Annotated in this window: 18 protein-coding genes; 9 read left to right on the top strand and 9 right to left on the bottom strand. The window is 65.2% G+C overall.

Going from position 1 to position 23,290, the window contains the following annotated elements; translation table 11 throughout:
• Positions 1-2: 2 nt before the first annotated feature.
• From BMG03_RS11965 to BMG03_RS11935, 7 genes are all read right to left on the bottom strand, one after another.
• A complete protein-coding gene (locus BMG03_RS11965; RefSeq protein WP_075775008.1) occupies positions 3-485 on the bottom strand; it encodes a chemotaxis protein CheW in 483 nt (160 codons plus the stop codon).
• 34 nt (positions 486-519) lie between these two features.
• Positions 520-2,193 carry a methyl-accepting chemotaxis protein gene (locus tag BMG03_RS11960; RefSeq protein WP_075775007.1) on the bottom strand — a complete coding sequence of 558 codons (1,674 nt, stop codon included), beginning with the start codon at positions 2,191-2,193 and terminating at the stop codon, positions 520-522.
• Positions 2,193-2,729 carry a chemotaxis protein CheW gene (locus BMG03_RS11955; RefSeq protein ID WP_075775006.1) on the bottom strand — a complete coding sequence of 179 codons (537 nt, stop codon included), beginning with the start codon at positions 2,727-2,729 and terminating at the stop codon, positions 2,193-2,195. Before BMG03_RS11955 ends, BMG03_RS11960 begins: the two co-directional genes overlap by 1 nt.
• Positions 2,726-4,660 (bottom strand): chemotaxis protein CheA, encoded by a 1,935-nt coding sequence (locus BMG03_RS11950; protein ID WP_075775005.1) that lies wholly within the window; start codon positions 4,658-4,660, stop codon positions 2,726-2,728. Before BMG03_RS11950 ends, BMG03_RS11955 begins: the two co-directional genes overlap by 4 nt.
• Positions 4,657-5,025 (bottom strand): response regulator, encoded by a 369-nt coding sequence (locus tag BMG03_RS11945; protein WP_075775004.1) that lies wholly within the window; start codon positions 5,023-5,025, stop codon positions 4,657-4,659. The genes BMG03_RS11950 and BMG03_RS11945 overlap by 4 nt, the downstream gene beginning before the upstream one ends.
• A 645-nt stretch (positions 5,026-5,670) precedes the next feature.
• On the bottom strand, positions 5,671-6,564 hold the full coding sequence (locus BMG03_RS11940) for a fructose bisphosphate aldolase (protein WP_075775003.1): 894 nt from the start codon (positions 6,562-6,564) through the stop codon (positions 5,671-5,673).
• Between the two features lie 235 nt (positions 6,565-6,799).
• Positions 6,800-7,996, bottom strand: coding sequence for a phosphoglycerate kinase (locus BMG03_RS11935; protein ID WP_075775002.1), 1,197 nt, complete (start codon positions 7,994-7,996; stop codon positions 6,800-6,802).
• 180 nt (positions 7,997-8,176) lie between these two features.
• Between BMG03_RS11935 and BMG03_RS11930 the strand changes: the two genes are divergently transcribed.
• Positions 8,177-8,683 carry a peptidylprolyl isomerase gene (locus BMG03_RS11930; protein ID WP_075775001.1) on the top strand — a complete coding sequence of 169 codons (507 nt, stop codon included), beginning with the start codon at positions 8,177-8,179 and terminating at the stop codon, positions 8,681-8,683.
• The gene (locus BMG03_RS11925; protein WP_075775000.1) at positions 8,676-9,281 is read left to right on the top strand and encodes a peptidylprolyl isomerase; all 606 of its coding nucleotides are present in this window, start codon (positions 8,676-8,678) and stop codon (positions 9,279-9,281) included. The genes BMG03_RS11930 and BMG03_RS11925 overlap by 8 nt, the downstream gene beginning before the upstream one ends.
• 175 nt (positions 9,282-9,456) lie before the next feature.
• On the opposite strand, the gene BMG03_RS11920 is transcribed toward BMG03_RS11925, so the two are convergent.
• Positions 9,457-10,392 (bottom strand): nucleoside hydrolase, encoded by a 936-nt coding sequence (locus tag BMG03_RS11920; protein WP_075774999.1) that lies wholly within the window; start codon positions 10,390-10,392, stop codon positions 9,457-9,459.
• 252 nt (positions 10,393-10,644) lie between these two features.
• On the opposite strand from BMG03_RS11920, the gene BMG03_RS11915 reads away from it, so the two are divergent.
• Positions 10,645-11,361, top strand: coding sequence for a hypothetical protein (locus BMG03_RS11915; RefSeq protein WP_075774998.1), 717 nt, complete (start codon positions 10,645-10,647; stop codon positions 11,359-11,361).
• An 83-nt stretch (positions 11,362-11,444) separates the two neighbouring features.
• Here BMG03_RS11915 and BMG03_RS11910 read toward each other — a convergent pair whose 3' ends face one another.
• Positions 11,445-12,446, bottom strand: coding sequence for a Fe(3+) ABC transporter substrate-binding protein (locus BMG03_RS11910; RefSeq protein ID WP_075774997.1), 1,002 nt, complete (start codon positions 12,444-12,446; stop codon positions 11,445-11,447).
• Between the two features lie 234 nt (positions 12,447-12,680).
• Here BMG03_RS11910 and BMG03_RS11905 point away from each other — a divergent pair, with 234 nt between their 5' ends.
• From BMG03_RS11905 to BMG03_RS11880, 6 genes are all read left to right on the top strand, one after another.
• Positions 12,681-16,055 (top strand): transglutaminase family protein, encoded by a 3,375-nt coding sequence (locus BMG03_RS11905; RefSeq protein WP_075774996.1) that lies wholly within the window; start codon positions 12,681-12,683, stop codon positions 16,053-16,055.
• A 21-nt stretch (positions 16,056-16,076) separates the two neighbouring features.
• The gene (locus BMG03_RS11900) at positions 16,077-18,512 is read left to right on the top strand and encodes a circularly permuted type 2 ATP-grasp protein (RefSeq protein WP_075774995.1); all 2,436 of its coding nucleotides are present in this window, start codon (positions 16,077-16,079) and stop codon (positions 18,510-18,512) included.
• A gap of 4 nt (positions 18,513-18,516) precedes the next feature.
• A complete protein-coding gene (locus BMG03_RS11895) occupies positions 18,517-19,395 on the top strand; it encodes a transglutaminase family protein (RefSeq protein ID WP_075774994.1) in 879 nt (292 codons plus the stop codon).
• A 220-nt stretch (positions 19,396-19,615) separates the two neighbouring features.
• On the top strand, positions 19,616-21,214 hold the full coding sequence (locus BMG03_RS11890) for an ABC transporter substrate-binding protein (protein WP_075774993.1): 1,599 nt from the start codon (positions 19,616-19,618) through the stop codon (positions 21,212-21,214).
• Positions 21,215-21,374: 160 nt separating this feature from the next.
• Positions 21,375-22,382 (top strand): ABC transporter permease subunit, encoded by a 1,008-nt coding sequence (locus BMG03_RS11885; protein WP_075774992.1) that lies wholly within the window; start codon positions 21,375-21,377, stop codon positions 22,380-22,382.
• A 5-nt stretch (positions 22,383-22,387) separates the two neighbouring features.
• Positions 22,388-23,287, top strand: a complete 900-nt coding sequence (locus BMG03_RS11880; RefSeq protein ID WP_075774991.1) for an ABC transporter permease subunit — start codon at positions 22,388-22,390, stop codon at positions 23,285-23,287.
• Positions 23,288-23,290: the final 3 nt, after the last annotated feature.

The following is a 23,290-nucleotide window of genomic DNA, read 5'->3' as shown; positions in this document are numbered from 1 at the left end:
TGTCAGGCGGCGAGTGCGGCCGACGCGAGAACAGCGACATCGTCCGCGAAGAGCCCTTCGACATCCAGCACTGTCACGAAGGCGCCGTCACGCCGACCGATGCCGGCCACCATAGATTCGTGCCATTTCAGCAAATCCGCCTCGGCCAGCGGCCGGGTGACAGCCTCGTCGAGCTCTGTCACCTCGATTACCTGGTCGACCCGGAGCCCGACACTGTGATCGGCCTCACCATCGCCGCGCAGCCCCAAGACAATGATCCGCGTATCTGGCGCGTCATCGCAGTCGGGGCGTCCCAGAAGACGGCGCAGATCGATCACCGGTACCGAAGCGCCGCGACGGTCGATCAGCCCCAGCAGATGTGCGGGCGTTCGGGGCAGTGGAGTGATTGGCCGCACGTCCAGAATTTCGACCACGGGCGCAACGGGCAGAGCGAAAAGCGTGTCCGCCAGTCCGAAGGTGACGACGGTACGGTGGTTCTGTGTCATGTCTTCGCATCCTTGCTGTGGGACTTGTGTCTGATCATGCAGCGTTGCGGCCGGCCCGGGTGAACTGAGCATCCAGCTCGTCCTCGCTGACGGTCATGTCGAAATCGAAACCACCGGACTTGGGTGGCGATTTGGGCTGCGTGGCCGCTGCCCGTCGTTGCGGTTTGCGGCCGGTGGACGTGGACGACGCCGCGTGCCCGGCGGGAGCGGCCATCCCGTCAGCCAGCCGGAACAGCGACATCGTCGCGCGCAGCGTCTCGGCCTGAGCCGACAGCTCTTCGGCGGTCGACGACAACTGCTCGGACGCCGAAGTATTTTCCTGCGTGACCTTGTCCAGCTGCTGGATCGCCAGATTCACCTGTGTGGCGCCGGTGGCCAGTTCCTGACTGGCGCCGCTGATCTGGCTGACCAGTTCGGCGGTGCGTTCAATGTCGGGGACCAGACCGTCGAGCATCCGGCCGGCATCCTCGGCGGCCTTGACCGTGTCCGAAGACAGTCCGCTGATCTCCCCGGCCGCGGTTTGGCTGCGCTCCGCCAGCTTACGCACCTCGGAAGCGACCACGGCGAAGCCTCGGCCATGTTCACCTGCGCGCGCGGCTTCGACCGCCGCGTTGAGAGCCAGGAGGTCGGTCTGGCGCGCAATTTCCTGCACCACCATGATGCGCTCGGCAATGGTCTGCATCGCAGTTACGGCGCGCGACACCGCCAAGCCCGAAGCCCGGGCGTCCTCGGCCGATTTCTTGGCCATGCCCTCGGTTTCGGACGCGTTCTCGGCCGTCTGCTTGATGCTGGCGGTCATCTGCTCCATCGAGCTCGACGCTTCCTCGGTCGAAGAGGCCTGTTCGGTCGCGCCCTGGCTGAGTTGTTCTGACGTGCTCGCCATCTCGCCGGCGCCCGAGGCGACGTTGCTGGCACCGCCGGTAACTTCGCCGACGATGTCGCGCAGCTTCTCGACCATGATGTTCTGCGCGCGCAGCAGATCGGTCACCTCGTCGTTGCCGCGCAACGTGGCCGTTTGCGTCAGATCGCCGTCCGAGACGCGGCGCGCCAGTTCGATCGAGCGATTCAGCCCGCGCGAGATCGTCATCACGATCCACGTGGCTGTCAGGGCGCCGAGCACCACGGCGGCGATCATCAACCCGATCACGGTCTGTCGCGCTTTGGCGTAGAGCGCATCGGTGTTCCGGATCGCCTCGGCCATGATGGCATGGTTGGAAGCCAGAATTGCGTCGAGGCTTGTCTGCATTTCGGTCCACTGGGCTTGTCCATCGCTCGACACGAGCCGGTAGCCCGACAAAGCCCCGTCGTTGTCGGCCATGACCATCGCGCGATTGTTGATGTCGCGCAGCTTGGCGTTGATGTCGGTATAGGTGGCGATTTCCGCCTTTCCCTCGGGTGTTGCCAGGGCAAGCAGGTCGGTGACCAACGCGTCATGGGCCTTTCGCCCGGCCGCCAGTTCGCTGCGCAATTCGGTCCGCATGGAAGCGCGTTCGCTCAGCAGATATTCCCGCACGTTGCGCTGGATGCGCAACTGCTCGGCATTCAGTTGCTGGGACAATTCGATCCTGCGCGCGGAGTTGTTGACCAATTCGCCCAAACGATCGTTGAGGCGTCCGAGATCGCGGATCGCGAATGCGAGGCCAGTGCCAGCGAGGGCAATCAGAAGAACGAATGTGGCGGCCAGTTTGAGTTTCAAGGTAAATCGCATCAGGCATGCTCCGGTTGCGGTGTTGACCCCGCGGACGTTGCGCCGGGCCTTTCTGGTTGGGCGGTTCGCCCGATGAGAAAATCGCCGAAGATCGTCGAGAGGTCGGGTATCGTGACGAAGCGGCCGGACCAGCGTCCGACGGCGGCGACGTAGCGGGGCGGCCAGCGGCTGCCGACCGGAGGTATGCGTTCGATGGATTCGGGCGGGATGCGCGTGACCTCATGCACGCTGTCGGCGAGAATGCCGACAATGCTGCGCTGGTCTTCGAGATCGAGATCGAGGACCAGAACACGGGCCGCGATCCCCCCGGTGGCGCGCGGCATTCTCAGCGGAACCCGCAGGTCGGCGAGCGGCACCACGGCGCCGCGAACGTTGATCAACCCGGCGACGAAATCGGGCGCACCGGGCACGCGGGTCATGGCGCCCGGTTCGAGTACCTCGCGTAGCTGCGCTGTCGGGACCGCCAGTGTTTCACCGGCGAGGTGAAAGGTGACGAGATCACCGTCGAGCGCGCGGGGGTCGCTGTTCAGGGTCATGCCGCCTCCTGACCGGTTTCGGCCTCGCTATGGCCGCGCGCGACTAGTTGCGGGACGTCGAGGATCAGCGCCACCGCGCCGTCGCCCAGGATCGTCGCGCCGGAGAATGCCTTGAGCCCGGCATGCAGCGGCGAGAGCTGCTTGATGACGGTCTGATTGGTGCCGATGATGCGGTCCACCACCAATCCGACGCGGCCATCGCTGCTGGTCACGACGATCACCTTCTGATGCGGGCCGGGGGCGCCGGGACTGTCCAGCAGATGGCGCAGGCGCAGGAAGGGCACCAGGCTGTCGCGAATGTCGAGAAATGCGTTGCCGCTGTCGGGCATCGCCATCTCGGCGGGAAGCTCGACGATCTCATCGACTGCGGCCAGCGGGATCACGAAACGTTCGTTCGCCACCTCGATCAGCAGACCGTCGACGATGGCGAGGGTCAGCGGCAGGCGCAGGGTAACCGTCGTGCCGTGGCCGGGTTCGCTCGTGACCTCGAGCGTCCCGCGCAGCGCCTCGATCGTGCGCCGCACCACGTCCATGCCGACTCCGCGCCCCGACAGCTCAGTCACCGTGGCCGCTGTCGAGAAGCCCGGAACGAAGATGAGTTGGAAGAGCGCGTCGTCGCTCAGCTCGGTGGTTTCGGCGATCAGCCCGCGCTCCACGGCCCGGTCGCGGATCGCGGCACGGTCGAGACCGCGTCCGTCGTCGCCAAGCGAGATCAGCACCTCGGCCCCGGAGTAGCGGGCCTTCAGCCGGATTTCTCCGGTCTCGGGCTTACCCATCGCGCGCCGGGTCGCCGCATCCTCCAGGCCGTGGTCGGCGGCGTTTCGGATGATATGCATGAGCGGGTCCGTCAACCGCTCGACAACGGTCTTGTCCAGCTCGGTCTCCTCGCCCTCGACCGTGAAAGTGAGCGACTTTCCCAGACTGCCGGTCAGATCATGGACCAGCCGGCGGAAGCGTCCCGTGATCGCGCCGATCGGGGTCATGCGGATCGACATCGTCGTGTCGCGCATCGCCGTGGTCAGGCGCTGAATGTCTTCGGCCACCGCGATCAGCCCGGGGTCGCCGGACTGTGAGGCCAGTTCGATCAGCCGGGCCTCTGCGATCACCAGTTCCCCGACACGGTCCATCATGTCGTTGAGGCGCTCGGCCGGCACCCGCATGAGCGCACCGGAGCCGCGGCTTGCCCCCTCCGCGGGCCGGGCCGGCGCCGGATCGGTTGCGGGTTCCTGTTCCGGAGCCGCAGATTCCTGGCTCGCGCGTTGCGGGGGCAGGGGGTCCGCCAGCTCCGACGACTCGAGTTCGAGGCGGAGGCCGTTCTCGTGGAACAGGAAGACGCCGCGGATATCGTCCTCGGTCGCGGTTGAGTCGATCCACGCCTCCCATCCGAGGTAGAGCTGCAGCGGGTCCAGCGCATCGAGGGGCGGAATCTCGTCGGTCAAGGCAAGGATCTGCGCCGCGCCAAGGTGTTGCAATTCCTCCAGTACCAGTTCTGGTCGGCCGCCCAGCGTTGGCGTGTCCGGTGGCAGGAAAAAACGCAGGTGCCTGCCGGGCGCGGCCGGCGGAGCGTCGGAGGTGAGATGGTCGGCGAGCCGCTTGAGGATGGCGTTGCCGTCATCGCGCGCAGCCCCGGATAGCAGGCCGGCAACGTGATCGCGTGCCGCGAGACTGATCGTGATCAGGTCTTCGTCCACCGGCACCGTCCCCTCACGTACAGCAACGAATGCCGTCTCGAAGTCATGCAGGAAACCGGCGATGTCGGTGCGCCCGAACATCGCGCCGGATCCCTTGAGGGTATGCAGATCGCGGAAAACCCCGTCGATCAGCCCACGGTCCCCCGGGGCGTCCTGCAAGGCCAGCAACTGCTGCTCCAGGCTTTCCACGAGGCTCTCGGCCTCCGCGCGGAAGGTGTCGAGAGAGTCTTCGTCCATCATGTCCCCACCACCTTGCCGATTACCGAAAGGAGTTTCTGCTGGTCGAACGGCTTCACCATCCAGCCGATGGCTCCCGCCGCGCGGGCCTTGTCCTTGATCGCGGCTGCGGTTTCGGTCGACAGGAAGACGATTGGCACGCCGAGGTTGGCGGGGCGTGCCCGGAATGCCTGGCAGAACCCCAGCCCGTCGAGCCGTGGCATGTTCTGGTCCGTGATGATCGCATCGAAGCTACGGGTCCGGCTGATGTCCAGCGCGTCCTGCCCGTCCACCGCAGTGGCCACGTCGTAGCCAGCGCTCTTCAAGGTCGTGGCGATCATTTGTCGGACCGACAGGGAGTCGTCGACCACCAGAATACTGCGTGTCATCTATTGAAACCTCAGTCGGAATTCGAAGGCGTCTCGGAAAGCGCGCGCGGAAAGAGATGACCGGAGCCTCGCGACCGAGATCGCCGCGCAATCGGGGAAGTTGCGGAGGCGCCAGCCCCGTAACGTCGAGCCGGAGGCATCGGGAGTCGGTTGCATGAACGAGACCTCGTGTTTCTTGGGCCGGGAACAAAGCGGTCACACGAGGCATAGCAACGCCGCCTTAAGGCTTCCCTAAAAACGCCGCTGAATTTGCCGCCGTCTCGATCGGAGAAACGAAACCGCTGGGAATCGCGGTGCAAGGGGAGTGGATATGCGTGGCGGCGGCGACCACGCCAGCGCCCTGCGCTGTTTGACCGCTGCGAACCCCAAGGCGAACGCGCCGCAAGAGACCCGACAGACCCGCTTTGCGGGGGCTTCGCGTGGAGGCTCGCCGAGCATGAAAAGGGGCTGCCGCGCCTTAGATCTGGTAAAAATAAAAAGAGGGCGCGGTAGGTTCCGCGCCCTCTCAGCGTTCATCGTCTGCCCACCGATCCCATCGGCGCGGCAGCGGGTATGCGCATGCCGTTGCCTCCATTCCGACACGGCGTCGGAGGTGTCCAACCGGCAGCTATGAATCGGGCAGCGCCCCCTGATCGGTAACCGATCTTACCCGGCCACAGACGCCGCATGGATCGAGGTGATCGCATCTTCCAGCATCGCGTTGAATTCCTCGTCCGACTGCTGGGCCGAGAGGCCCTCGGTCAGCGCGCGCGAGAAGGACGCGATCATGCCGGTGTTCTTGGCCAGCTTCTCGTTCGCCTCGTCGCGCGAATAGCCGCCCGAGAGCGCCACGACCTTCAGCACCTTCGGGTGGTCGACCAGCGGCTTGTAGCGGTTCGGCTCGGTCGGCAGCGAGAGCTTCAGCATCACCTGCTTGCCCTCGGGCACTGCGTCGAGATGGCTCAGGATCTCGGCCAGCAGCATCTGCTCGGCCTCGTCCTTGTCGGAGATCGAGATCGTCACTTCCGGTTCGAGGATCGGCACGAGGTCGTGGCTGAGAACCTGCATGCCCAGCTCGAACTGCTGATCGACGATCGCCTTTATGCCGCCGACATTGGCCGCCGAGATCACCGAGCGCTCCTTGGTGCCGAAGATGCCCGCCTTCACGGCACGCTCCAGCAGAGCGTCGAGGTTCGGGATCGGCTTCATCAGCTGCACGCCGTGCTCCTCGGCCTCGAGGCCCTTGTCGATCTTCAGGAAGGGCACCACGCCGCGCTTTTCCCAAAGATAGGTGGCGGTGGGGGTGCCGTCGATGTCACGATCCATCGTCTGCTCGAACAGGATCGCGCCCACCACTTTCTCGCCGGTGAAGGCGGGGGATTTGATGATCCGCGAGCGCATCTGGTGGATCAGGTCGAACATCTCGTCTTCGCTGTTATAGGCATCTTCCTCGATGCCGTAGAGCCGCAGCGCCTTGGGGGTGGAGCCGCCCGACTGGTCGAGGGCCGCGATGAAGCCGTTGCCCTCGCGCATCTGCTCGGTCTGCTTGGCGTTGGACATGGGAATTCCTCCTGCGGGATATAGGGTCGTCTGAAGGGATAGTTTCCGCGCCGGTGCGATGCAACGCTGGTGACGCTAACATATCGAAACGGCGCGCATTTTGGCGTGTCCTCGCCGGCCCCGCCCTCGCGCGCCTTGAAACGCTGCGCGAAAAGACAAGGCCGGGGCGCTTTCACAGCCCCGGCCCGATCCGTTTGCTCTTTCCTGTCTCCCGCCCGTTTTCAGGGCGCGCGGCTCAGCTTTGCTGGTCGAGCGCCGCCACGCCGGGCAGGACCTTGCCTTCCATCCATTCGAGGAAGGCACCGCCAGCGGTAGAGATATAGGAGAAATCCTTCGCCGCACCGGCCTTGTTGAGCGCGGCCACCGTGTCGCCGCCGCCCGCGACCGAGATCAGCTTCTCCTCGCGCGTCAGCTCGGCCGCTTTCGCCGCCGCCGCATTGGTCGCCGCATCGAAGGGTGCGATCTCGAAGGCGCCGAGCGGGCCGTTCCAGATCAGCGTGCGCGAGTTCTCGAAGACCTTACTGATTTCCTCGACCGATTTCGGTCCGGCATCGAGGATCATCGCATCCGCGGGACAGGCGTCATTGGCCACGGTCTCGTTCTCGGCCCCCGCCTTGAACTCGCGCGCCACGACCACGTCGACGGGCAGGTGGATCTTGCAGCCCGCAGCCTTGGCCTTCTCCATGATCTCCTTCGCCGTGTCGGCCATGTCGCGCTCGGCCAGCGATTTGCCGACGTCGATGCCTTGCGCCACGAGGAAGGTGTTCGCCATGCCGCCGCCGATGATCAGGTGATCGACCTTCGCCACCAGATTGCCGAGCAGGTCGAGCTTGGTCGAGACCTTCGCCCCGCCCACGACTGCCGTCACCGGACGCTCGGGATCGCCAAGCGCCGCCTCGAGGGCTTTCAGCTCGGCCTCCATCAGGCGACCGGCCGCGGCGGGCAGGATCTTCGCGATGCCTTCGGTCGATGCGTGCGCCCGGTGCGCGGCCGAGAAGGCGTCGTTGACATAGACCTCGCCAAGCGCGCCCATCTCGGCGGCCAGCATGGGGTCGTTCTTCTCTTCGCCGGCGTGGAAACGGGTGTTCTCCAGCAGCAGAACCTCGCCCTTCTGCAGCGCGCCCACGGCTTCCTTCGCAGGGCCGCCGATGCAGTCCTTTGCGAATTTCACCGGAAAGCCGAACGCCTTCTCCAGCGCGGGCACCAGCGGCTCGAGGCTCATCTCCGGCACGACCTGCCCCTTGGGGCGCCCGAAATGCGCCAGCAGCACCGGCTTGCCGCCCTTCGACATGATGTCCTGCACGGTCGGCACGATCTTCTCGATCCGCGTCGCGTCGGTCACTTTTCCGTTCTCCACGGGCACGTTGATATCCACGCGCACCAGCACGACCTTGCCGTCCAGATCGACCTCGTCGAGGGTTTTCCAAGCCATGATATCACTCTCCCAATCTGCGCAGGGGGCCATCGCGAATGTGGCCCGCTCCCGCGGCTTGCGTTCTTCTTGCCTGCGGCGATGGGTCGCGTCAACACGGCGGACCGAACTGCGGCGCTTTGTCCTTGCCGCGCAAGGGCCTCGCTCCTATGGTCGGCCCAAATTTCAACGGAGGACCCAATGGCCGATATCAAGGATCCCGAGAACACGATCATCATCGAGCTCAAGGACGGGCCGGTCGTGATCGAGCTGCTCAGCGACGTCGCCCCGAAACATGCCGAGCGCATGAAGCAACTCGCCCGTGACGGCGCCTATGACAACGTGGCCTTCCACCGCGTGATCGAGGGCTTCATGGCCCAGACCGGCGATGTCGCGAACGCCAATATGGAAAAGGACTACAATCCGGGCCGTGCGGGCACGGGCGGGTCGCAATATCCCGACCTTCCGGCGGAATTCTCGAAGCTGCCGCATGATCGCGGGACGCTGGGCGCTGCGCGCTCGCAGAACCCGAACTCGGCCAATTCGCAGTTCTTCATCAACTTCAAGGACAACCACTTCCTGAACGGTCAATACACGGTCTATGGCCGCGTGATTTCGGGGATGGAGCATGTCGACAAGATCGCGCGCGGCGAGCCGCCGGCGAACCCCGACCGGATGATCTCGGTGAAGGTGGCCGCCGATGCGTAATATCCTGCGCCGCACCGTCCTCGCCGCCGCCGCGAGCCTCGTCGTCTCGGCGCCCGCCGCCTTCGCGCAAGACAGCTCTGGCGTGCCGGATACCGGCGGGCCGAAGCTCGTGCTGCAGATCGGCGGTCAGACCGAAGGCAAGGTCGTGATCGACCTGCTCACCGACAAGGCCCCGAAAGCCGCCGAACGCCTGATGAAGCTCGCCAAGGAAGGCAAATACGACGATGTCGTCTTCCACCGCGTGATCGACGGCTTCATGGCCCAGACGGGCGATGTGCAATTCGGCAAGAAGGGCGGAGATACCTCGATGGCCGGGATGGGCGGCTCCGATCTGCCCGACCTTCCGGCGGAATTCTCGAACATCTCCTTCCAGCGGGGCATCGTGGGCATGGCCCGCTCCGCCGATCCGAACTCGGCGAATTCGCAGTTCTTCATCATGTTCGCCCCTGCGCCCCATCTCGACGGGCAATATACCGTCGTGGGCCATGTCGTGAGCGGCATGGACGTGGTCGACAAGATCAAGAAGGGCGACGCGGCGCGCAACGGCGTGGTCGAGGATCCCGATTACATCGTCAAGGCGACGGTGGAAGACAAGTAAGACGGGCAAGGGGGCTTCGGCCCCCTTTCTCATGCGCAGGCAGTCACTTTCGGCTTGGCCCAAATATCCCGGGGGGTGAGGCGGGATCAGCGGCCTTCCAGTGGAAGGACGCCCCGGCGAACGCCCGAAGCGCAAGCGAAGGGCCGTCAGCGCGGGGGCAGCACCCCCCCAGCTGTCACAGCCGCGCGATGCGCTCGGTCAGGAGCGTGTAGAACCCTTCCGCGTCCAGATCGCCCATGAACATCGCATTCGGCGCCCGGTCGGTCACGCGCCACCAATCGGCGACGGTCATGCCCATGGTCAGCTCCGACGTCGTCTCGATCTCGACATTGATATGCCGCCCCGTGAACAGGTCGGGCTTGAGCAGATAGGCGATCACGCAGGGATCGTGCAGCGGCGCGCCCTCGGAGCCGTATTTCGCCATGTCGAAGCGCTCGAAGAAATCGGTCCAGCTGGCGACCGCATGGCCGACGCGGGTGCCGAGATTGCGGAACGCCTCGACGCGGGCGCGGGTGGTGAGCGCCTTATGCGTCACGTCGAGCGGCATCACCACCAGAGGCACGCCGGATGTGAAAACGATCTCGGCGGCCTGCGGGTCGACATGAATGTTGAATTCGGCGGCGGGGGTGGTGTTGCCCACCTCGAAATAGGCGCCGCCCATCAGCACGATCTCGGCGATCTTCTCGGCGATATCGGGGGCGCGGCGCAAGGCGGTCGCGATATTGGTGAGCGGGCCCAGCGGGCAGAGCGTCACGCTGCCTGCGGGATGGTCGCGCAGCGTCTCGATCAGGAAGTCGACCGCGTGCTGCTCCTGCAGCGGCATCTGAGGCTCGGGCAGTTCGATCCCGTCGAGCCCGGTCTTGCCGTGGACATATTCCGCCGTGACCAGTTCGCGCGCGAGCGGCCGGTCGCAGCCCGCATAGACCGGCACATCCGTGCGTCCGGCAAGTTCGCACACCACGCGCGCGTTCTTCGAGGTCAGCGGCAGCGGCACGTTTCCGGCGACGCAGGTGATGCCCAGGACTTCCAGCTCGGGGCTGGCCAGAGCCAGCAGGATCGCCACCGCGTCATCCTGTCCGGGATCGGTGTCGATGATGATCTTGCGCGCCATGTTCGCCTCCTTCGTGGGTTCCGCGCGACCTTGGCGCGGCGGCGCGGCGATGTCCAGATATGGGGGCGGATGACGGTGAGGCGCACCAAATCAACAATACCTATGCGTGTGTTCGCCCCGAAGCTTTCCAGCCACCGGCCACATTTGGCCACATTCGGTCTTTAGACAAATTGCTGCAGGGAAGGACACCCAGACATGAACCAGCATCACGTTTTCATTGCAGCGCCCGCTTCGGGGGGGATGAGTGGCAGGATGGCCCGCACGCTTGGCTGCGGACAGGACGCTCTGGCCCGCGCAGGCTATGGGCAGGCCGTGATCGGTGCAGCAGCCAGTGGCCGTGTCCATCTTGATTCGCAATTGATCGGCGATGCGGCGGCGGGGCTCTATCACCTCTTCGCCCGAGCCCAGGAACGGGCCGAGCGGTTTCGCGCAGCGCTGGCCGGGACGGTCGGTCGCGTGGTGCTCTACGCGCCGAGCTACGAAGACTATTACCCGGCGCTCTGGCGTGACCTCGCCGCCCGCCGCCCGCTCAAGCCCTTCGCCGAGCTGACGCCGCGCCTGATGGCGCGCCCGCGTCGCTGGGTCGACGTGGTGCGTGATCTGAAGGCGGGGCTCGAACCCCGCGAGATCATCGTCTTGCCGCATGGCTCGCAGATCGGCGAGGCGCTGGCGGCGCTGGTGCCGGGCGCGTCGCTCGAGCCCGCGCCCGATGCCGAACCCAACCATTCCGATACGGTGATTGCGATGATGCAGCGTCTGCATCATTCGGGCGTCGTGATCGGGCCGAAGCAGAAACGCCGTCTGGCGCGGTTCCACGAGCATCAGCCGCAGGGCACGCCGATTGCGGAGTTCGACGCGCTCGACCGGGTCTCGCTGCAGCGCCGCTACGAGCAGGATCTGGAGCAGATGGCTGCCATCGACGGCGTGCGCATCGGCCCCGACGAAGCGTTGCAGATCGCCGCCCAGTAAACGGTTCGGTTCGCTCCTTTGCGAGAATGAAAAAAGCGGCGCCTTCTGGACGCCGCTTTCTCTTTTCGGAGGCACGCTTGCGATCAGCCGTCGAGATCGACCTCGTCGATCAGCTTCAGCGCGGTCGGGCGCAGTTCTGCCAGCTTCGCGAGGTCCAGCGTGTCGGGCGTGAACTCGCCCCAGCTTTGCACCAGCTCGGACCGCGCAACGCCCGGCTTGATCGGGAATTCGTGGTTGGTCTGGGCGTAGATTTCCTGCGCCTCATCCGAGACGAGGAATTCCATCAGCTTGAGCGCGTCGTCGCGGTTCGGCGCGGATTTGGTCATCGCCATGCCCGAGACGTTCATATGGGTGCCGCCTTCCTCGAAGACCGGGAAGGCGATGCGCACGGAATTGGCCCATTGCGCCTGCTCGGGATCGGCGAGCATCTGGCCCATGTAATAGGTATTGCCCAGCGAAATGTCGCATTCGCCCGCCCAGATCGATTTCACCTGGCTGCGGTCATTGCCCTCGGGCGTCTTGGCGAGGTTCGCTTTCAGCCCTTCGAGCCATTCCTTGGTCGCCTCTTCGCCGTGATGGGCGAGATAGGCGGAGGTCAGCGCGACGTTGTAATCCGAGGTGAAGGAGCGGGTGCAGATGCGGCCCTTCCATTTCTCGGAGGCGAGGTCTTCATAGGTCGTCACCTCGCCATCGGCCACGCGCTCTTTCGAGGCATAGACGATGCGCGCCCGCGAGGTCAGGCCGAACCAGTGGTTTTCCGGATCGCGGAATTCGGCCGGGATCGCGTCTTGCAGCGCCGGGTCCTCGACCGCCTGCGTCACATCCGCATTCACCACTTCGCTCAGCCGCGCGATGTCGACGGTCAGCACCAGATCGGCGGGGGAGCGGTCGCCCTCGGCTTTGAGGCGCTCGACCATGCCTTTCTCGACATAGGCGATGTTCACCGCGATCCCGGTCTCTTCGGTGAAAGCGTCGAGCACGGGCTGGATCAATTCAGGCTGGCGGTGGGAGTAGATGTTCACATCCGCAAGCGTCGGCGTGGCGAGGGCCGTGCCCATCAGGGCGAGGGCGAGGGTCCGGGTCATTGAAGTCTCCATTCGCGTTTTCGTGAGCGAAGAGGTAACGGCGGTTCACGAACGCGTCAATGCCTGAGTGAAATAATCGGAAATAATTTGCCGGCGCGCTTCCTGCCTCATTATTGGGCGTTCGATTTCGCAATAAGCAGGGGCAGGGCGTATTTTTCGAAATTGTTCCTTTCACCGATGCCCTCGCTCCGTCATCGTGAAGAAACGCGACATCCTATTGCGGGAGCGAGACTTATGGCGATCCATGCCAGCATCTATCACTTGACCCATTACCAATATGACCGCCCGGTGACGCTCGGCCCGCAGATCATCCGCCTGCGTCCCGCGCCGCATTCGCGGACCCGGGTGATCTCGCATTCGCTCAAGGTCTCGCCCGGCGGGCATTTCGTGAATCACCAGCAGGACCCCTATGGCAACTGGCTTGCGCGCTTCGTCTTTCCCGAGCCGGTGACCGAGCTGAAGATCGAAGTGGACCTCACGGCGGATATGACCGTCTACAACCCGTTCGACTTCTTCACCGAGGAATATGCCGAGGAATGGCCCTTCGACTATCCCGAGGAGCTGCGCGACGATCTGTCGATCTACCGCACGCCCGAGCCGGAAGGCCCGCGTCTGGCGCAGTTCATCGGCGAGATCGACTACACGATCAAAGGGACGGTCAATTTCCTCGTCGCGCTCAATGCGCATATCTCGAAGGTCGTCGATTACACGATCCGCATGGATCCCGGCGTGCAGACGCCAGAGGAGACCTTGGAGAAATGCTCGGGCTCTTGCCGGGACAGCTCGTGGCTACTGGTTCAGGTCCTGCGCCATCTCGGCTTCGCGGCGCGGTTCGTCTCGGGCTACCTGATCCAGCTGAAGCCCGATCTGGAGGCGCTCGACGGGCCGTCTGGCACCGACCACGACTTCACCGACCTGCACGCGTGGTGCGAAGTGTTCATCCCCGGCGCGGGCTGGATCGGTCTGGACCCGACGTCCGGATTGCTGACCGGCGAGAGCCATATCCCGCTGGCCGCCACTCCGCATTTCCGCAATGCCGCGCCGATCTCGGGGGGCTTTTCCTCGGTCGGCAGCCCGGAGGTGAGTTTCGCCTTCGACATGACGGTGGACCGGGTGGCCGAACATCCTCGCATCACCAAGCCGTTCTCCGACGAGGCATGGGGCCGGCTCAATGCGCTGGGACGCAAGGTGGATGAAAGCCTGAAGGCGGGCGATGTGCGCCTGACGATGGGGGGAGAGCCGACCTTCGTCTCCATCGACGATTTCGAGAGCGACGAGTGGAACACCGCCGCCGTGGGCCCGCAAAAACGCGCGCTGGCCGATGAGCTGATCCGGCGGCTGCGCGACCGCTTCGCGCCGGGGGGCTTTCTGCATTACGGGCAGGGCAAATGGTATCCGGGCGAAAGCTTGCCGCGCTGGACCTTCTCGCTCTACTGGCGGCGCGACGGCAAGCCGATCTGGCGCGACGAAGATCTGATCGCCAAGGAGGGCGACAAGACCGGCGCGGGCCCGGAGGAGGCCGGCACGCTGATGCGCGGCATCGCGGAGCATTTGGGGATCGAGCCCGATCACGCGCAGCCCGCCTATGAAGACCCGGCTGAATGGATGCTCAAGGAAGGCAACCTGCCAGAGAACGTCACGCCCGAAGACAGCAAGCTGAAGAACCCCGAGGATCGCGCCCGTTTCGCCCGGGTCTTCAATCGCGGGCTGGAGACGCCCACGGGCTACATCCTGCCGGTGCAGCGCTGGCAGGCCAAGGCGCAGCCCGGCCATCGCTGGCGCTCGGAGAAGTGGAAGACCCGGCGCGGCAAGCTGTTCCTGATCCCCGGGGACAGCCCTGCCGGGTTCCGTCTGCCGCTGGGCGCGCTGCCCTATGTCCCGCCCGCGCAATATCCCTATCACTACGTCACCGATACCTCGCTGCCCAAAGGCGATTTGCCCGATTTCCATGCCGAGATGGAGAAGGCCGTCGCGAAGGGGTTGGTCGACAAGCCCACCGAGGAACACAGCCAGCCCGTCTCCGAGGCGCAATCGGCCGAGCCGGGCCAGACCATCGTGGAGCAGGATCTGGATACGATCGACGGCGTCGTGCGCACCGCGATCTCGGTCGAGCCGCGCGACGGGCGGCTGTGCGTCTTCATGCCGCCGACCGAGGATCTGGAGGACTATCTCGAACTGATCGCCGCCGCCGAGGAAAGCGCCAAGGCGATGGGGCTGCCGATCCATATCGAAGGCTACGCCCCGCCGCATGACCCGCGCCTCAACGTGATCCGGGTCGCGCCCGATCCCGGGGTGATCGAGGTGAATATCCATCCCGCTCATAGCTGGGAGGACTGCGTCGCCACCACCGAGGCGATCTATGAGGAGGCCCGCCAGTCCCGGCTGGGGGCCGACAAGTTCATGATCGACGGGCGCCATACCGGCACGGGGGGCGGCAACCATGTGGTTGTCGGCGGAGAGACGCTGCTCGACAGCCCCTTCCTGCGTCGCCCCGATCTGCTGAAATCGCTGATCCTGATCTGGCAGCGGCATCCCTCGCTGTCCTACCTGTTCTCGGGCCTCTTCATCGGCCCAACCTCGCAGGCGCCCCGGATTGACGAGGCGCGGCACGATACGCTCTACGAGCTGGAAATTGCGCTGAGCCAGATCCATCCGCCCGAGGCAGGCAACGTCCCGCCGCCGTGGCTGGTGGACCGGCTGCTGCGCAACATGCTGACCGACGTCACCGGGAACACGCACCGCGCCGAGATCTGCATCGACAAGATGTTCTCGCCCGACGGGCCCACGGGGCGACTTGGCCTCGTCGAATTTCGCGGCTTCGAGATGCCGCCGGACCCGCGCATGTCGCTCGCCCAGCAGCTTCTGTTGCGGGCCATCATCGCGCGGTGCTGGAATGCGCCGGTAGAGGGGCGTCCGGTGCGCTGGGGGACGGTGCTGCATGACCGCTTCATGCTGCCGCATTACCTGTGGGAGGATTTCACCGATCTTCTCGCCGATCTGCGCCGCCACGGTTTCGATCTCGATCCGCAATGGTTCGAGGCGCAATCGGAGTTCCGTTTCCCCTTCTGCGGTCAGATCGAGGCGGAAGGCGTTCACTTGGAGATCCGTCAGGCGCTGGAGCCGTGGCATGTGTTGGGGGAGACCGGCGCCATTGGCGGTACGGTTCGCTATACCGACAGCTCGGTGGAGCGTCTGCAGGTGAAGATGACTTCGCTCCATCAGGACCGCTACAGGGTGATGTGCAACCGTCGCCCCGTGCCGCTGGCGCGGACGCAGGAGAGCGGGGTCTCTGTCGCGGGAGTACGGTTCAAGGCATGGCAACCTGCAGAGGCGCTGCATCCGACGCTGCCGGTCAATGCGCCGCTGACCTTCGACATCTATGACGACTGGACGGGCAGGGCGATCGGGGGCTGCGTCTACCACGTGGCCCATCCGGGGGGGCGCAACTACGATACCTTCCCGGTGAACGGCAACGAGGCGGAAGCCCGCCGACTGGCGCGCTTCGAGGGGCACGGTCACACGCCGGGGGCCTATCGTCCGGAACCGGAGCCCCCCCACCCGGAGTTTCCCCTGACGCTTGACCTGCGACGTCCTGTCGGGCTGAGTTGATCCGAGCCTAACGGAGACCCTATGCAAAGCCCCGATACGCCCGACGCTGCGAGCCCGCTCGAACAGCACCCACTTCTGGCGGGCTATGCGCCTGTGCCCGGCGTGGCCGACGAGCTGTTCGAACGCTCCGGCGCGATGCGGCGGGTCTGGCGGCCCTTCGTGGAGAAGTTCCTGCAGCTCGAACCGGGGGAAATCCCCCAGCGGTTCGAGCGCGGCAATCAATACCTGCGCGACGCGGGCGTCTATTACCGGCAATATTCCAACGACGTTCTGGCCGAACGCGAATGGCCGCTTAGCCATATTCCCGTCGTGCTGCATGAAAGCGAATGGTCGAGTATCTGCGAGGGGCTGGCACAGCGCGCCGATCTGCTGGAGGCGGTGATGGCCGATCTCTACGGGCCTGGCACGCTGGTCTCCAACGGACACCTGCCGCCGGAACTCATCGCGGGCAATAAGCACTGGATGCGCCCGATGGTGGGGGTGCAGCCCAAGGGGGGGAACTACCTGCATTTCCTCGCCTTCGAGATCGGGCGCTCGCCGGACGGGTCGTGGTTCGTGCTGGGGGATCGGACGCAGGCGCCCTCGGGGGCAGGCTTCGCGCTGGAGAACCGGATGGCCACGGGGCGCATCTTCCCCGAGAGCTTCCCGCGCGATCATATCCACAAGCTCGCCACCTTCTTCGGTGATTTCCGCGCCGCGCTGGAGACGCTGGCGGGGCGGGCCGATGGCGATATGCGCCGCGCCGCGATCCTGACGCCGGGCCCGGCCAATGACAGCTACTACGAGCACACCTATATCGCGCGCTACCTCGGCCTCTCGCTTCTCGAAGGCGAGGATCTCTTGGTCCAGAACGGCGAGGCGATGGTCCGCACGATCGAGGGGCCACAGCCGCTGGGTGCCCTCTGGCGGCGGATGGATGCGGGCTTCGTCGATCCGCTGGAGTTCGATCCCGCCACGCAGATCGGCACGCCCGGCCTGATGGAGGCGGTGCGCGAAGGCAATCTGGCGATGGTCAATGCGCTGGGCGCAGGGGTGCTGGAAACCCGCGCGCTGATGGCTTTCCTGCCGAAGATCTCGCGGGTGCTGACCGGGCAGCCGCTCGCCATGCCCAATATCGCGACATGGTGGTGCGGCGGCGCGTCCGAGCGTGCCCATGTCCGCGCCAATGCGGCCAACATGATGATCGGCCCCGCGATGGCGGTGGATCTCCCGTTCGATCTGGATGCCGCGACCGCGCTGGGCGGGCAGTTCCGTTCGGGGGCGGAGGCGCCGATCGCGGATTGGCTGGAGGCCGAGGGCGGCAAGCTCGTGGGGCAGGAGGCGGTGACGCTGTCGACGACGCCCGCATGGCATGACGACGGGGAGGGCGGCGGCGCGATCCGGCCCTGTCCGATGACGGTCCGCGTATTTGCGGCGCGCACGCCGCAGGGCTGGCAGTTCATGAAGGGCGGCTATGCCCGGATCGGGCCAGAAGGCGATGCGACCGCGCTCTCGATGCAGCAAGGCGGCGCGGTGGCCGATGTCTGGATCGTCTCGGACAAGCCGGTGCCCTCGGCAAGTATCGCGCCGCGCCAGACTGGCACCTTCCGGCGCAAGATCCCCGGCACGCTGCCTGCGCGCGCCGCCGACAACCTGTACTGGCTCGGCCGCTATATCGAGCGCTGCGAAGACTCGATCCGGGTGATCCGCGCCTATCACCTGCGCCTCGCCGCGACAGGCAGCCCGGAAGACCCGCGGCTTGCACGGCTTGCGCAATTTCTCGGAGCGCATGGCTTCGACATCTCGCAACCGGTGCCCGACGCGCTGTTGCAGCGGCTCGATGCGGCGCAGGCCTGCGCGTCGAAAGTGCGCGACCGGTTCTCGACCGATGGCTGGCTCGCGCTGAAGGATCTGTCGAAGACCGCCCGGGAGATGGTGAATACCGCACGCCCCGGCGACGATGCGGCCCGCGCGATGGGGGTGCTTTTGCGCAAGATCACGGGGTTCTCCGGGCTCGTGCACGAGAACATGTATCGTTTCGAGGGCTGGCGCTTCCTGTCGATCGGGCGGGCGCTGGAGCGCGCCGACGGGCTGGCCGCGCTGCTGATCCGTTTCACCGCCGAGGACGCACCGGAAGGAGCGCTCGATCTGGCGGTGGAGGTCGCCGACAGCGTCATCACCCACCAGCGCCGCTACCGGGTGCGCACCAACTTGGAGACGGTGCTGGACCTGCTGGTGCTCGACGCCGCCAATCCGCGCGCAATTCTTTTCCATATCAACGGTTTGAAAGCGCTTCTTGATGAACTCCCCGGTGCGGAGGTCGCCGGGCGTCCGGGCGATCTGCTGCGCGCGCTCATGCCGCTGCGCACCCAGCTCTCGGTGATCGAGCCCGAGGAGGTCACGCTGCAGATGTTACAGCAGATCCGGTCGGACCTGTTCCGGCTCTCCGATCTCGTGTCGCAGAAATATCTGAGGTAATCCGATGCGTTACGAGGTGAAGCTGAAGTTGACCTACAGGTATAACGCGCCATCGGATCATGCGCGGACCCTGCTGCGGGTGCTGCCCTCGGACATCGCGGGGCTGCAAACCGTCACATCGCGGGTGCTCAGCTTCGATCCTCCGCCCGACGAGCGTCACGAGTCGCGCGATTTCTTCGGCAATGGCATGACCTCGGCGGTGTGGCACGCGCCGGTCGCCGAGATCGGAGTGACGCTGAACGCCAGGATTGAGCGCGGGCTGGCGGAGCCGGGGCTGGACCTGTCGTCGCCGCGCGAGGAACTGGCGCAGGAGATCGCGCAATTTCGCAGCCTCGCGCCCGACGCGCCGCATCACTTCCTCGCGCCCTCGCGCCGCGCCTCGCCGACCAAGGCGATGACCGAGTTCGCCCGGGCGCAGTTGCAGCCGGGCCAGACCGCGCGCGGCGCGATCGAGGCATTGGGGCGTGCGCTGCACCGGGAGATGCGCTTCGATGCGGGCGCGACCGATGTCAACACGCCCGCGGCGGAGGCATTCGCGAACCGCCACGGCGTCTGCCAGGATTTCAGCCATATCATGATCTCCTGCCTGCGCGGTGTGGGCATCCCTGCGGGCTACGTCTCGGGCTTCCTGCGAACCTATCCGCCGCCCGGCCAACCGCGTCTGGAAGGCGCGGATGCGATGCATGCCTGGGTGCGCGCATGGGCGGGGGCGGAGACCGGTTGGATCGAATTCGACCCCACGAACGATCAATATGCGGGCGAGGATTACATCACCGTCGGCTATGGCCGCGACTATGACGACGTGCCGCCTTTGCGCGGGGCGATGCGCGGGGCGGGCGGTCAGCAAAGCGCGCAGGCGGTGGACGTGATCCCGCTCGATTGAGGCGGTGAACGGCGCGCTGCGGCGTGACCCCGTGCCTCGGACGCACGAAAGCTTCACCCGCTCGTGACCCGCGACGTCACGGCATTCATTGACCACGTGATCAAAGCACGATTTACTCCTCACCAGTTTGTGTTTGAACCGTCCCACGATGTCGCGTCCGCGCGACCGTTGAGGGGGCAGCGGCACACACGAGAAGACCAACCAACAGGAAGGACAGACCATGACCATTCGCTCGATGCTTTTGGCGGGGGCTGCCGCGGTGATGATGACCGCAGGCGGGGCCGGCGCCAAGACGCTCGTTTACTGCTCGGAAGCGTCGCCGGAAGGCTTCGATCCCGCGCCTTACACCGCGGGCACCACCTTCGACGCCTCTTCGCACCCGGTCTACGACCAGCTCGTCGAATTCAAGCCGGGCACGACCGAGATCGAACCGGGCCTCGCGGAAAGCTGGGACGTCTCGGATGACGGCCTCACCTACACGTTCAACCTGCGCAAGGGCGTGAAATTCCACTCGGTCGAGGGCTTCACCCCGAGCCGCGATTTCAACGCCGATGACGTGATTTTCTCGTTCGACCGTCAGGGCAACAAGGACAACCCCTATTACGCTTACGCGCCGGGCGTGTCCTATGAATACTATGCCGGCATGGATATGCCGACGATCATCAAATCGATCGAGAAAGTCGACGATTACACGGTGAAGTTCACCCTGTCCGAGCCGAACGCGCCGTTCCTCGCCGACCTCGCGATGGACTTCGCGTCGATCCTGTCGAAGGAATATGCCGACAAGCTCGCCGGCGAAGACCGCAAGGCCGACATCAACAACGTGCCCGTCGGCACCGGCCCGTTCTCCTTCGTGGCTTACCAGAAGGACGCCGTGATCCGCTACAAGGCGAATCCGGACTACTTCAAGGGCAAGACCCCGGTCGACGACCTGATCTTCGCGATCACCCCCGATCCGGCGGTGCGCATGCAGAAGCTGCAGGCGGGCGAGTGCCAGATCATGCCGTACCCGGCGCCGGCCGACATTCAGGCGCTCAAGGACGACTCGAACATCAAGGTCGACGAGCAGCCCGGTCTGAACGTGGCCTACCTCGCCTACAACACCACGCAGGCTCCGTTCGACAAGGTCGAAGTCCGCAAGGCGCTGAACATGGCGATCAACAAGGATGCGATCATCGACGCGGTCTTCCAGGGTGCGGGCCAGGTTGCCAAGAACCCGATCCCGCCGACCATGTGGTCCTATAACAAGGACATCAAGGACGACGCCTACGATCCTGAGCAGGCTAAGAAAATGCTCGAGGATGCCGGCGTGAAGGACCTCGAGATGAACATCTGGGCGATGCCCGTGCAGCGGCCCTACATGCCGAACGCGCGCCGCACCGCGGAGCTGATGCAGTCGGATCTCGCCAAGGTCGGCGTGAAGGCGAACATCGTCTCCTACGAGTGGGGCGAGTACCTGAAGAAGTCGAAAGACCCGAGCCGTGACGGCGCGGTGATTCTCGGCTGGACCGGCGACAACGGCGACCCGGACAACTTCCTCGCGGTTCTGCTGGGCTGCTCGGCGGCCGAAAGCGGTGCGAACCGTGCCTTCTGGTGCAATCAGAAATTCGACGATCTGATCACCAAGGCACGTCAGAGCAACGATCAGGCCGAGCGCACCAAGCTCTACAAAGAGGCTCAGGAAGTCTTCAAGGAACAGGCGCCGTGGGACACCATCGCCCACTCGACCGTGTTCATGCCGATGTCCAAGAAGGTCACCGGCTACGTGATGAGCCCGCTGGGCGGTCACGACTTCTATGGGGTGGACATCTCGGAGTGATCCTGAGAATACCCGTCTGATTGAGGCGTCCGGGAGACCGGGCGCCTCGCAATACTTTCAGGGGCCAAACATCGGAGACCGATGACCGCGGGCGCGACAGGGTGCGGCGGGCAGGGGCTCCACGAAGGTTCCGCAGAGAACCGCAAACAGGACCGGTGACATGTTACGTTTCATAATCGGCAAGATCCTCTGGCTGATCCCTACGCTGATCGGCATCACGATCGTGGCTTTCGGCTTCGTTCGGGTGCTGCCCGGGGATCCCGTGCTGCTGATGGCAGGCGAGCGCGGGCTGAGCCCCGAACGCCATGCCGAGCTGGCGCATCAGCTGGGCTTCGATCGCCCGCTCTGGCAGCAATATCTCGAGTTCATCTGGCAACTCGCCCATGGCAATCTCGGCGACAGCCTCGTGACCCACAAACCCGTGCTCGGTGAGTTCTTCGCACTCTTCCCGGCCACGCTGGAGCTGGGCGTCTGCGCGATGTTCCTCGCCGTGGTGATCGGCGTGCCGATCGGCGTGATGGCCGCGATCAAGCGCGGCTCGTGGTTCGATCAGGCGACGATGGGCACGGCGCTGGTGGGCTATTCGATGCCGATCTTCTGGTGGGGCCTGCTGCTCATCATCCTCTTCTCCGGCATTCTGCAATGGACGCCGGTCTCGGGGCGCATCTCGCTGATGTATTACTTCCCCAACGGCACCGGCTTCATGATCTGGGATGCGCTGATGTCGGGGCAGTCCGGCGCGCTCACCTCGGCGCTGAGCCACCTGATCCTGCCCGCGATCGTGCTGGCGACGATCCCGCTCGCGGTGATCGCGCGCCAGACCCGCTCGGCCATGCTTGAAGTGCTGGGCGAGGATTACGTGCGCACCGCACGCGCCAAGGGGATGCCGCCGCGCCGCGTCGTGGGCGTCCACGCGCTGCGCAATGCGATGATCCCGGTCATCACCACGATCGGCCTTCAGGTCGGCATGCTGATGGCGGGCGCGATCCTGACCGAGACGATCTTCTCCTGGCCGGGCATCGGCAAATGGATGGTCGACTCGATTTCGCGGCGCGACTACCCCTCCGTGCAGGGCGGGCTGTTGATGATCGCGCTGATCGTGATGTTCGTGAACCTGATCGTGGATCTGCTCTACGGTCTGATCAATCCGCGTATCCGGCATAGGTGAGTGACATGTCCGAAGTGATCGAAACCGATATCCCGGCCGGCACGCGCCGCGCGCAATTCGCCGAGTTCTGGTTCTATTTCAAGGAAAACCGTGGGGCCGTTCTGGGTCTGGTGGTGTTCGTGCTGATCGCGCTGGCCGCGATCGCGGCGCCGCTGGTCGCGCCCTTCGATCCCGATACGCAGTTCCGTGACGCGCTTCTGGCGGGTCCGCTGACCCATGACGCGAACGGGACGTTCCTGATGGGCACCGACGCGGTCGGACGCGACATCCTTTCGCGCCTGCTGTTCGGCGCGCGCTTCTCGCTGTTCATCGGCGTGATGGTCGTGCTGCTCGCGCTCTCCGTGGGCGTGCTCCTCGGCCTGCTCGCCGGCTGGTTCGGCGGCTGGGTCGATACCGTGATCATGCGGGTGATGGATATCATCCTCGCCTTCCCGTCGCTGCTGCTCGCGCTCGTCTTCGTGGCGGTGCTCGGCCCGGGCCTGATCAATGCGATGATCGCCATCGCCATCGTCTACCAGCCGCATTTCGCACGCCTGACGCGGGCCGCGGTGCTGTCCGAGAAGAACCGTGATTATGTCATGGCCGCACAGGTCGCGGGCGCAGGCCATATGCGCCTGATGTTCCGCACGGTGCTGCCGAATTGTCTCGCGCCGCTGATCGTGCAGGGCACGCTGAGCTTCTCGAACGCGATCCTCGACGTGGCGGCGCTCGGCTTCCTCGGCATGGGGGCGCAGCCGCCGACGCCGGAATGGGGCACGATGCTGTCGGAAGCGCGCGAGTTCATCCTGCGCGCATGGTGGGTCGTGACCTTCCCGGGTATCGCGATCCTCGTGACGGTGCTGGCGATCAACCTGATGGGCGACGGCCTTCGTGACGCGCTCGATCCGAAACTGAAGCGGAGCTGAGCC

Source organism: Thioclava nitratireducens (assembly GCF_001940525.2).
In the GTDB taxonomy this organism is placed as follows: domain Bacteria; phylum Pseudomonadota; class Alphaproteobacteria; order Rhodobacterales; family Rhodobacteraceae; genus Thioclava; species Thioclava nitratireducens.
This window is presented reverse-complemented; position numbering and strand designations above follow the sequence as displayed.

Bases quoted from the DNA above. Each gene is read 5' to 3' on its own strand.
- BMG03_RS11915 (WP_075774998.1), top strand. From the start codon at position 10,645: ATGGCCCGCACGCTTGGCTGCGGACAGGACGCTCTGGCCCGCGCAGGC.
- BMG03_RS11935 (WP_075775002.1), bottom strand. From the start codon at position 7,996: ATGGCTTGGAAAACCCTCGACGAGGTCGATCTGGACGGCAAGGTCGTG.
- BMG03_RS11900 (WP_075774995.1), top strand. From the start codon at position 16,077: ATGCAAAGCCCCGATACGCCCGACGCTGCGAGCCCGCTCGAACAGCAC.
- BMG03_RS11930 (WP_075775001.1), top strand. From the start codon at position 8,177: ATGGCCGATATCAAGGATCCCGAGAACACGATCATCATCGAGCTCAAG.
- BMG03_RS11905 (WP_075774996.1), top strand. From the start codon at position 12,681: ATGGCGATCCATGCCAGCATCTATCACTTGACCCATTACCAATATGAC.
- BMG03_RS11960 (WP_075775007.1), bottom strand. From the start codon at position 2,193: ATGCGATTTACCTTGAAACTCAAACTGGCCGCCACATTCGTTCTTCTG.
- BMG03_RS11940 (WP_075775003.1), bottom strand. From the start codon at position 6,564: ATGTCCAACGCCAAGCAGACCGAGCAGATGCGCGAGGGCAACGGCTTC.
- BMG03_RS11880 (WP_075774991.1), top strand. From the start codon at position 22,388: ATGTCCGAAGTGATCGAAACCGATATCCCGGCCGGCACGCGCCGCGCG.
- BMG03_RS11955 (WP_075775006.1), bottom strand. From the start codon at position 2,729: ATGACCCTGAACAGCGACCCCCGCGCGCTCGACGGTGATCTCGTCACC.
- BMG03_RS11920 (WP_075774999.1), bottom strand. From the start codon at position 10,392: ATGGCGCGCAAGATCATCATCGACACCGATCCCGGACAGGATGACGCG.
- BMG03_RS11945 (WP_075775004.1), bottom strand. From the start codon at position 5,025: ATGACACGCAGTATTCTGGTGGTCGACGACTCCCTGTCGGTCCGACAA.
- BMG03_RS11895 (WP_075774994.1), top strand. From the start codon at position 18,517: ATGCGTTACGAGGTGAAGCTGAAGTTGACCTACAGGTATAACGCGCCA.
- BMG03_RS11925 (WP_075775000.1), top strand. From the start codon at position 8,676: ATGCGTAATATCCTGCGCCGCACCGTCCTCGCCGCCGCCGCGAGCCTC.
- BMG03_RS11910 (WP_075774997.1), bottom strand. From the start codon at position 12,446: ATGACCCGGACCCTCGCCCTCGCCCTGATGGGCACGGCCCTCGCCACG.
- BMG03_RS11965 (WP_075775008.1), bottom strand. From the start codon at position 485: ATGACACAGAACCACCGTACCGTCGTCACCTTCGGACTGGCGGACACG.
- BMG03_RS11885 (WP_075774992.1), top strand. From the start codon at position 21,375: ATGTTACGTTTCATAATCGGCAAGATCCTCTGGCTGATCCCTACGCTG.
- BMG03_RS11890 (WP_075774993.1), top strand. From the start codon at position 19,616: ATGACCATTCGCTCGATGCTTTTGGCGGGGGCTGCCGCGGTGATGATG.
- BMG03_RS11950 (WP_075775005.1), bottom strand. From the start codon at position 4,660: ATGATGGACGAAGACTCTCTCGACACCTTCCGCGCGGAGGCCGAGAGC.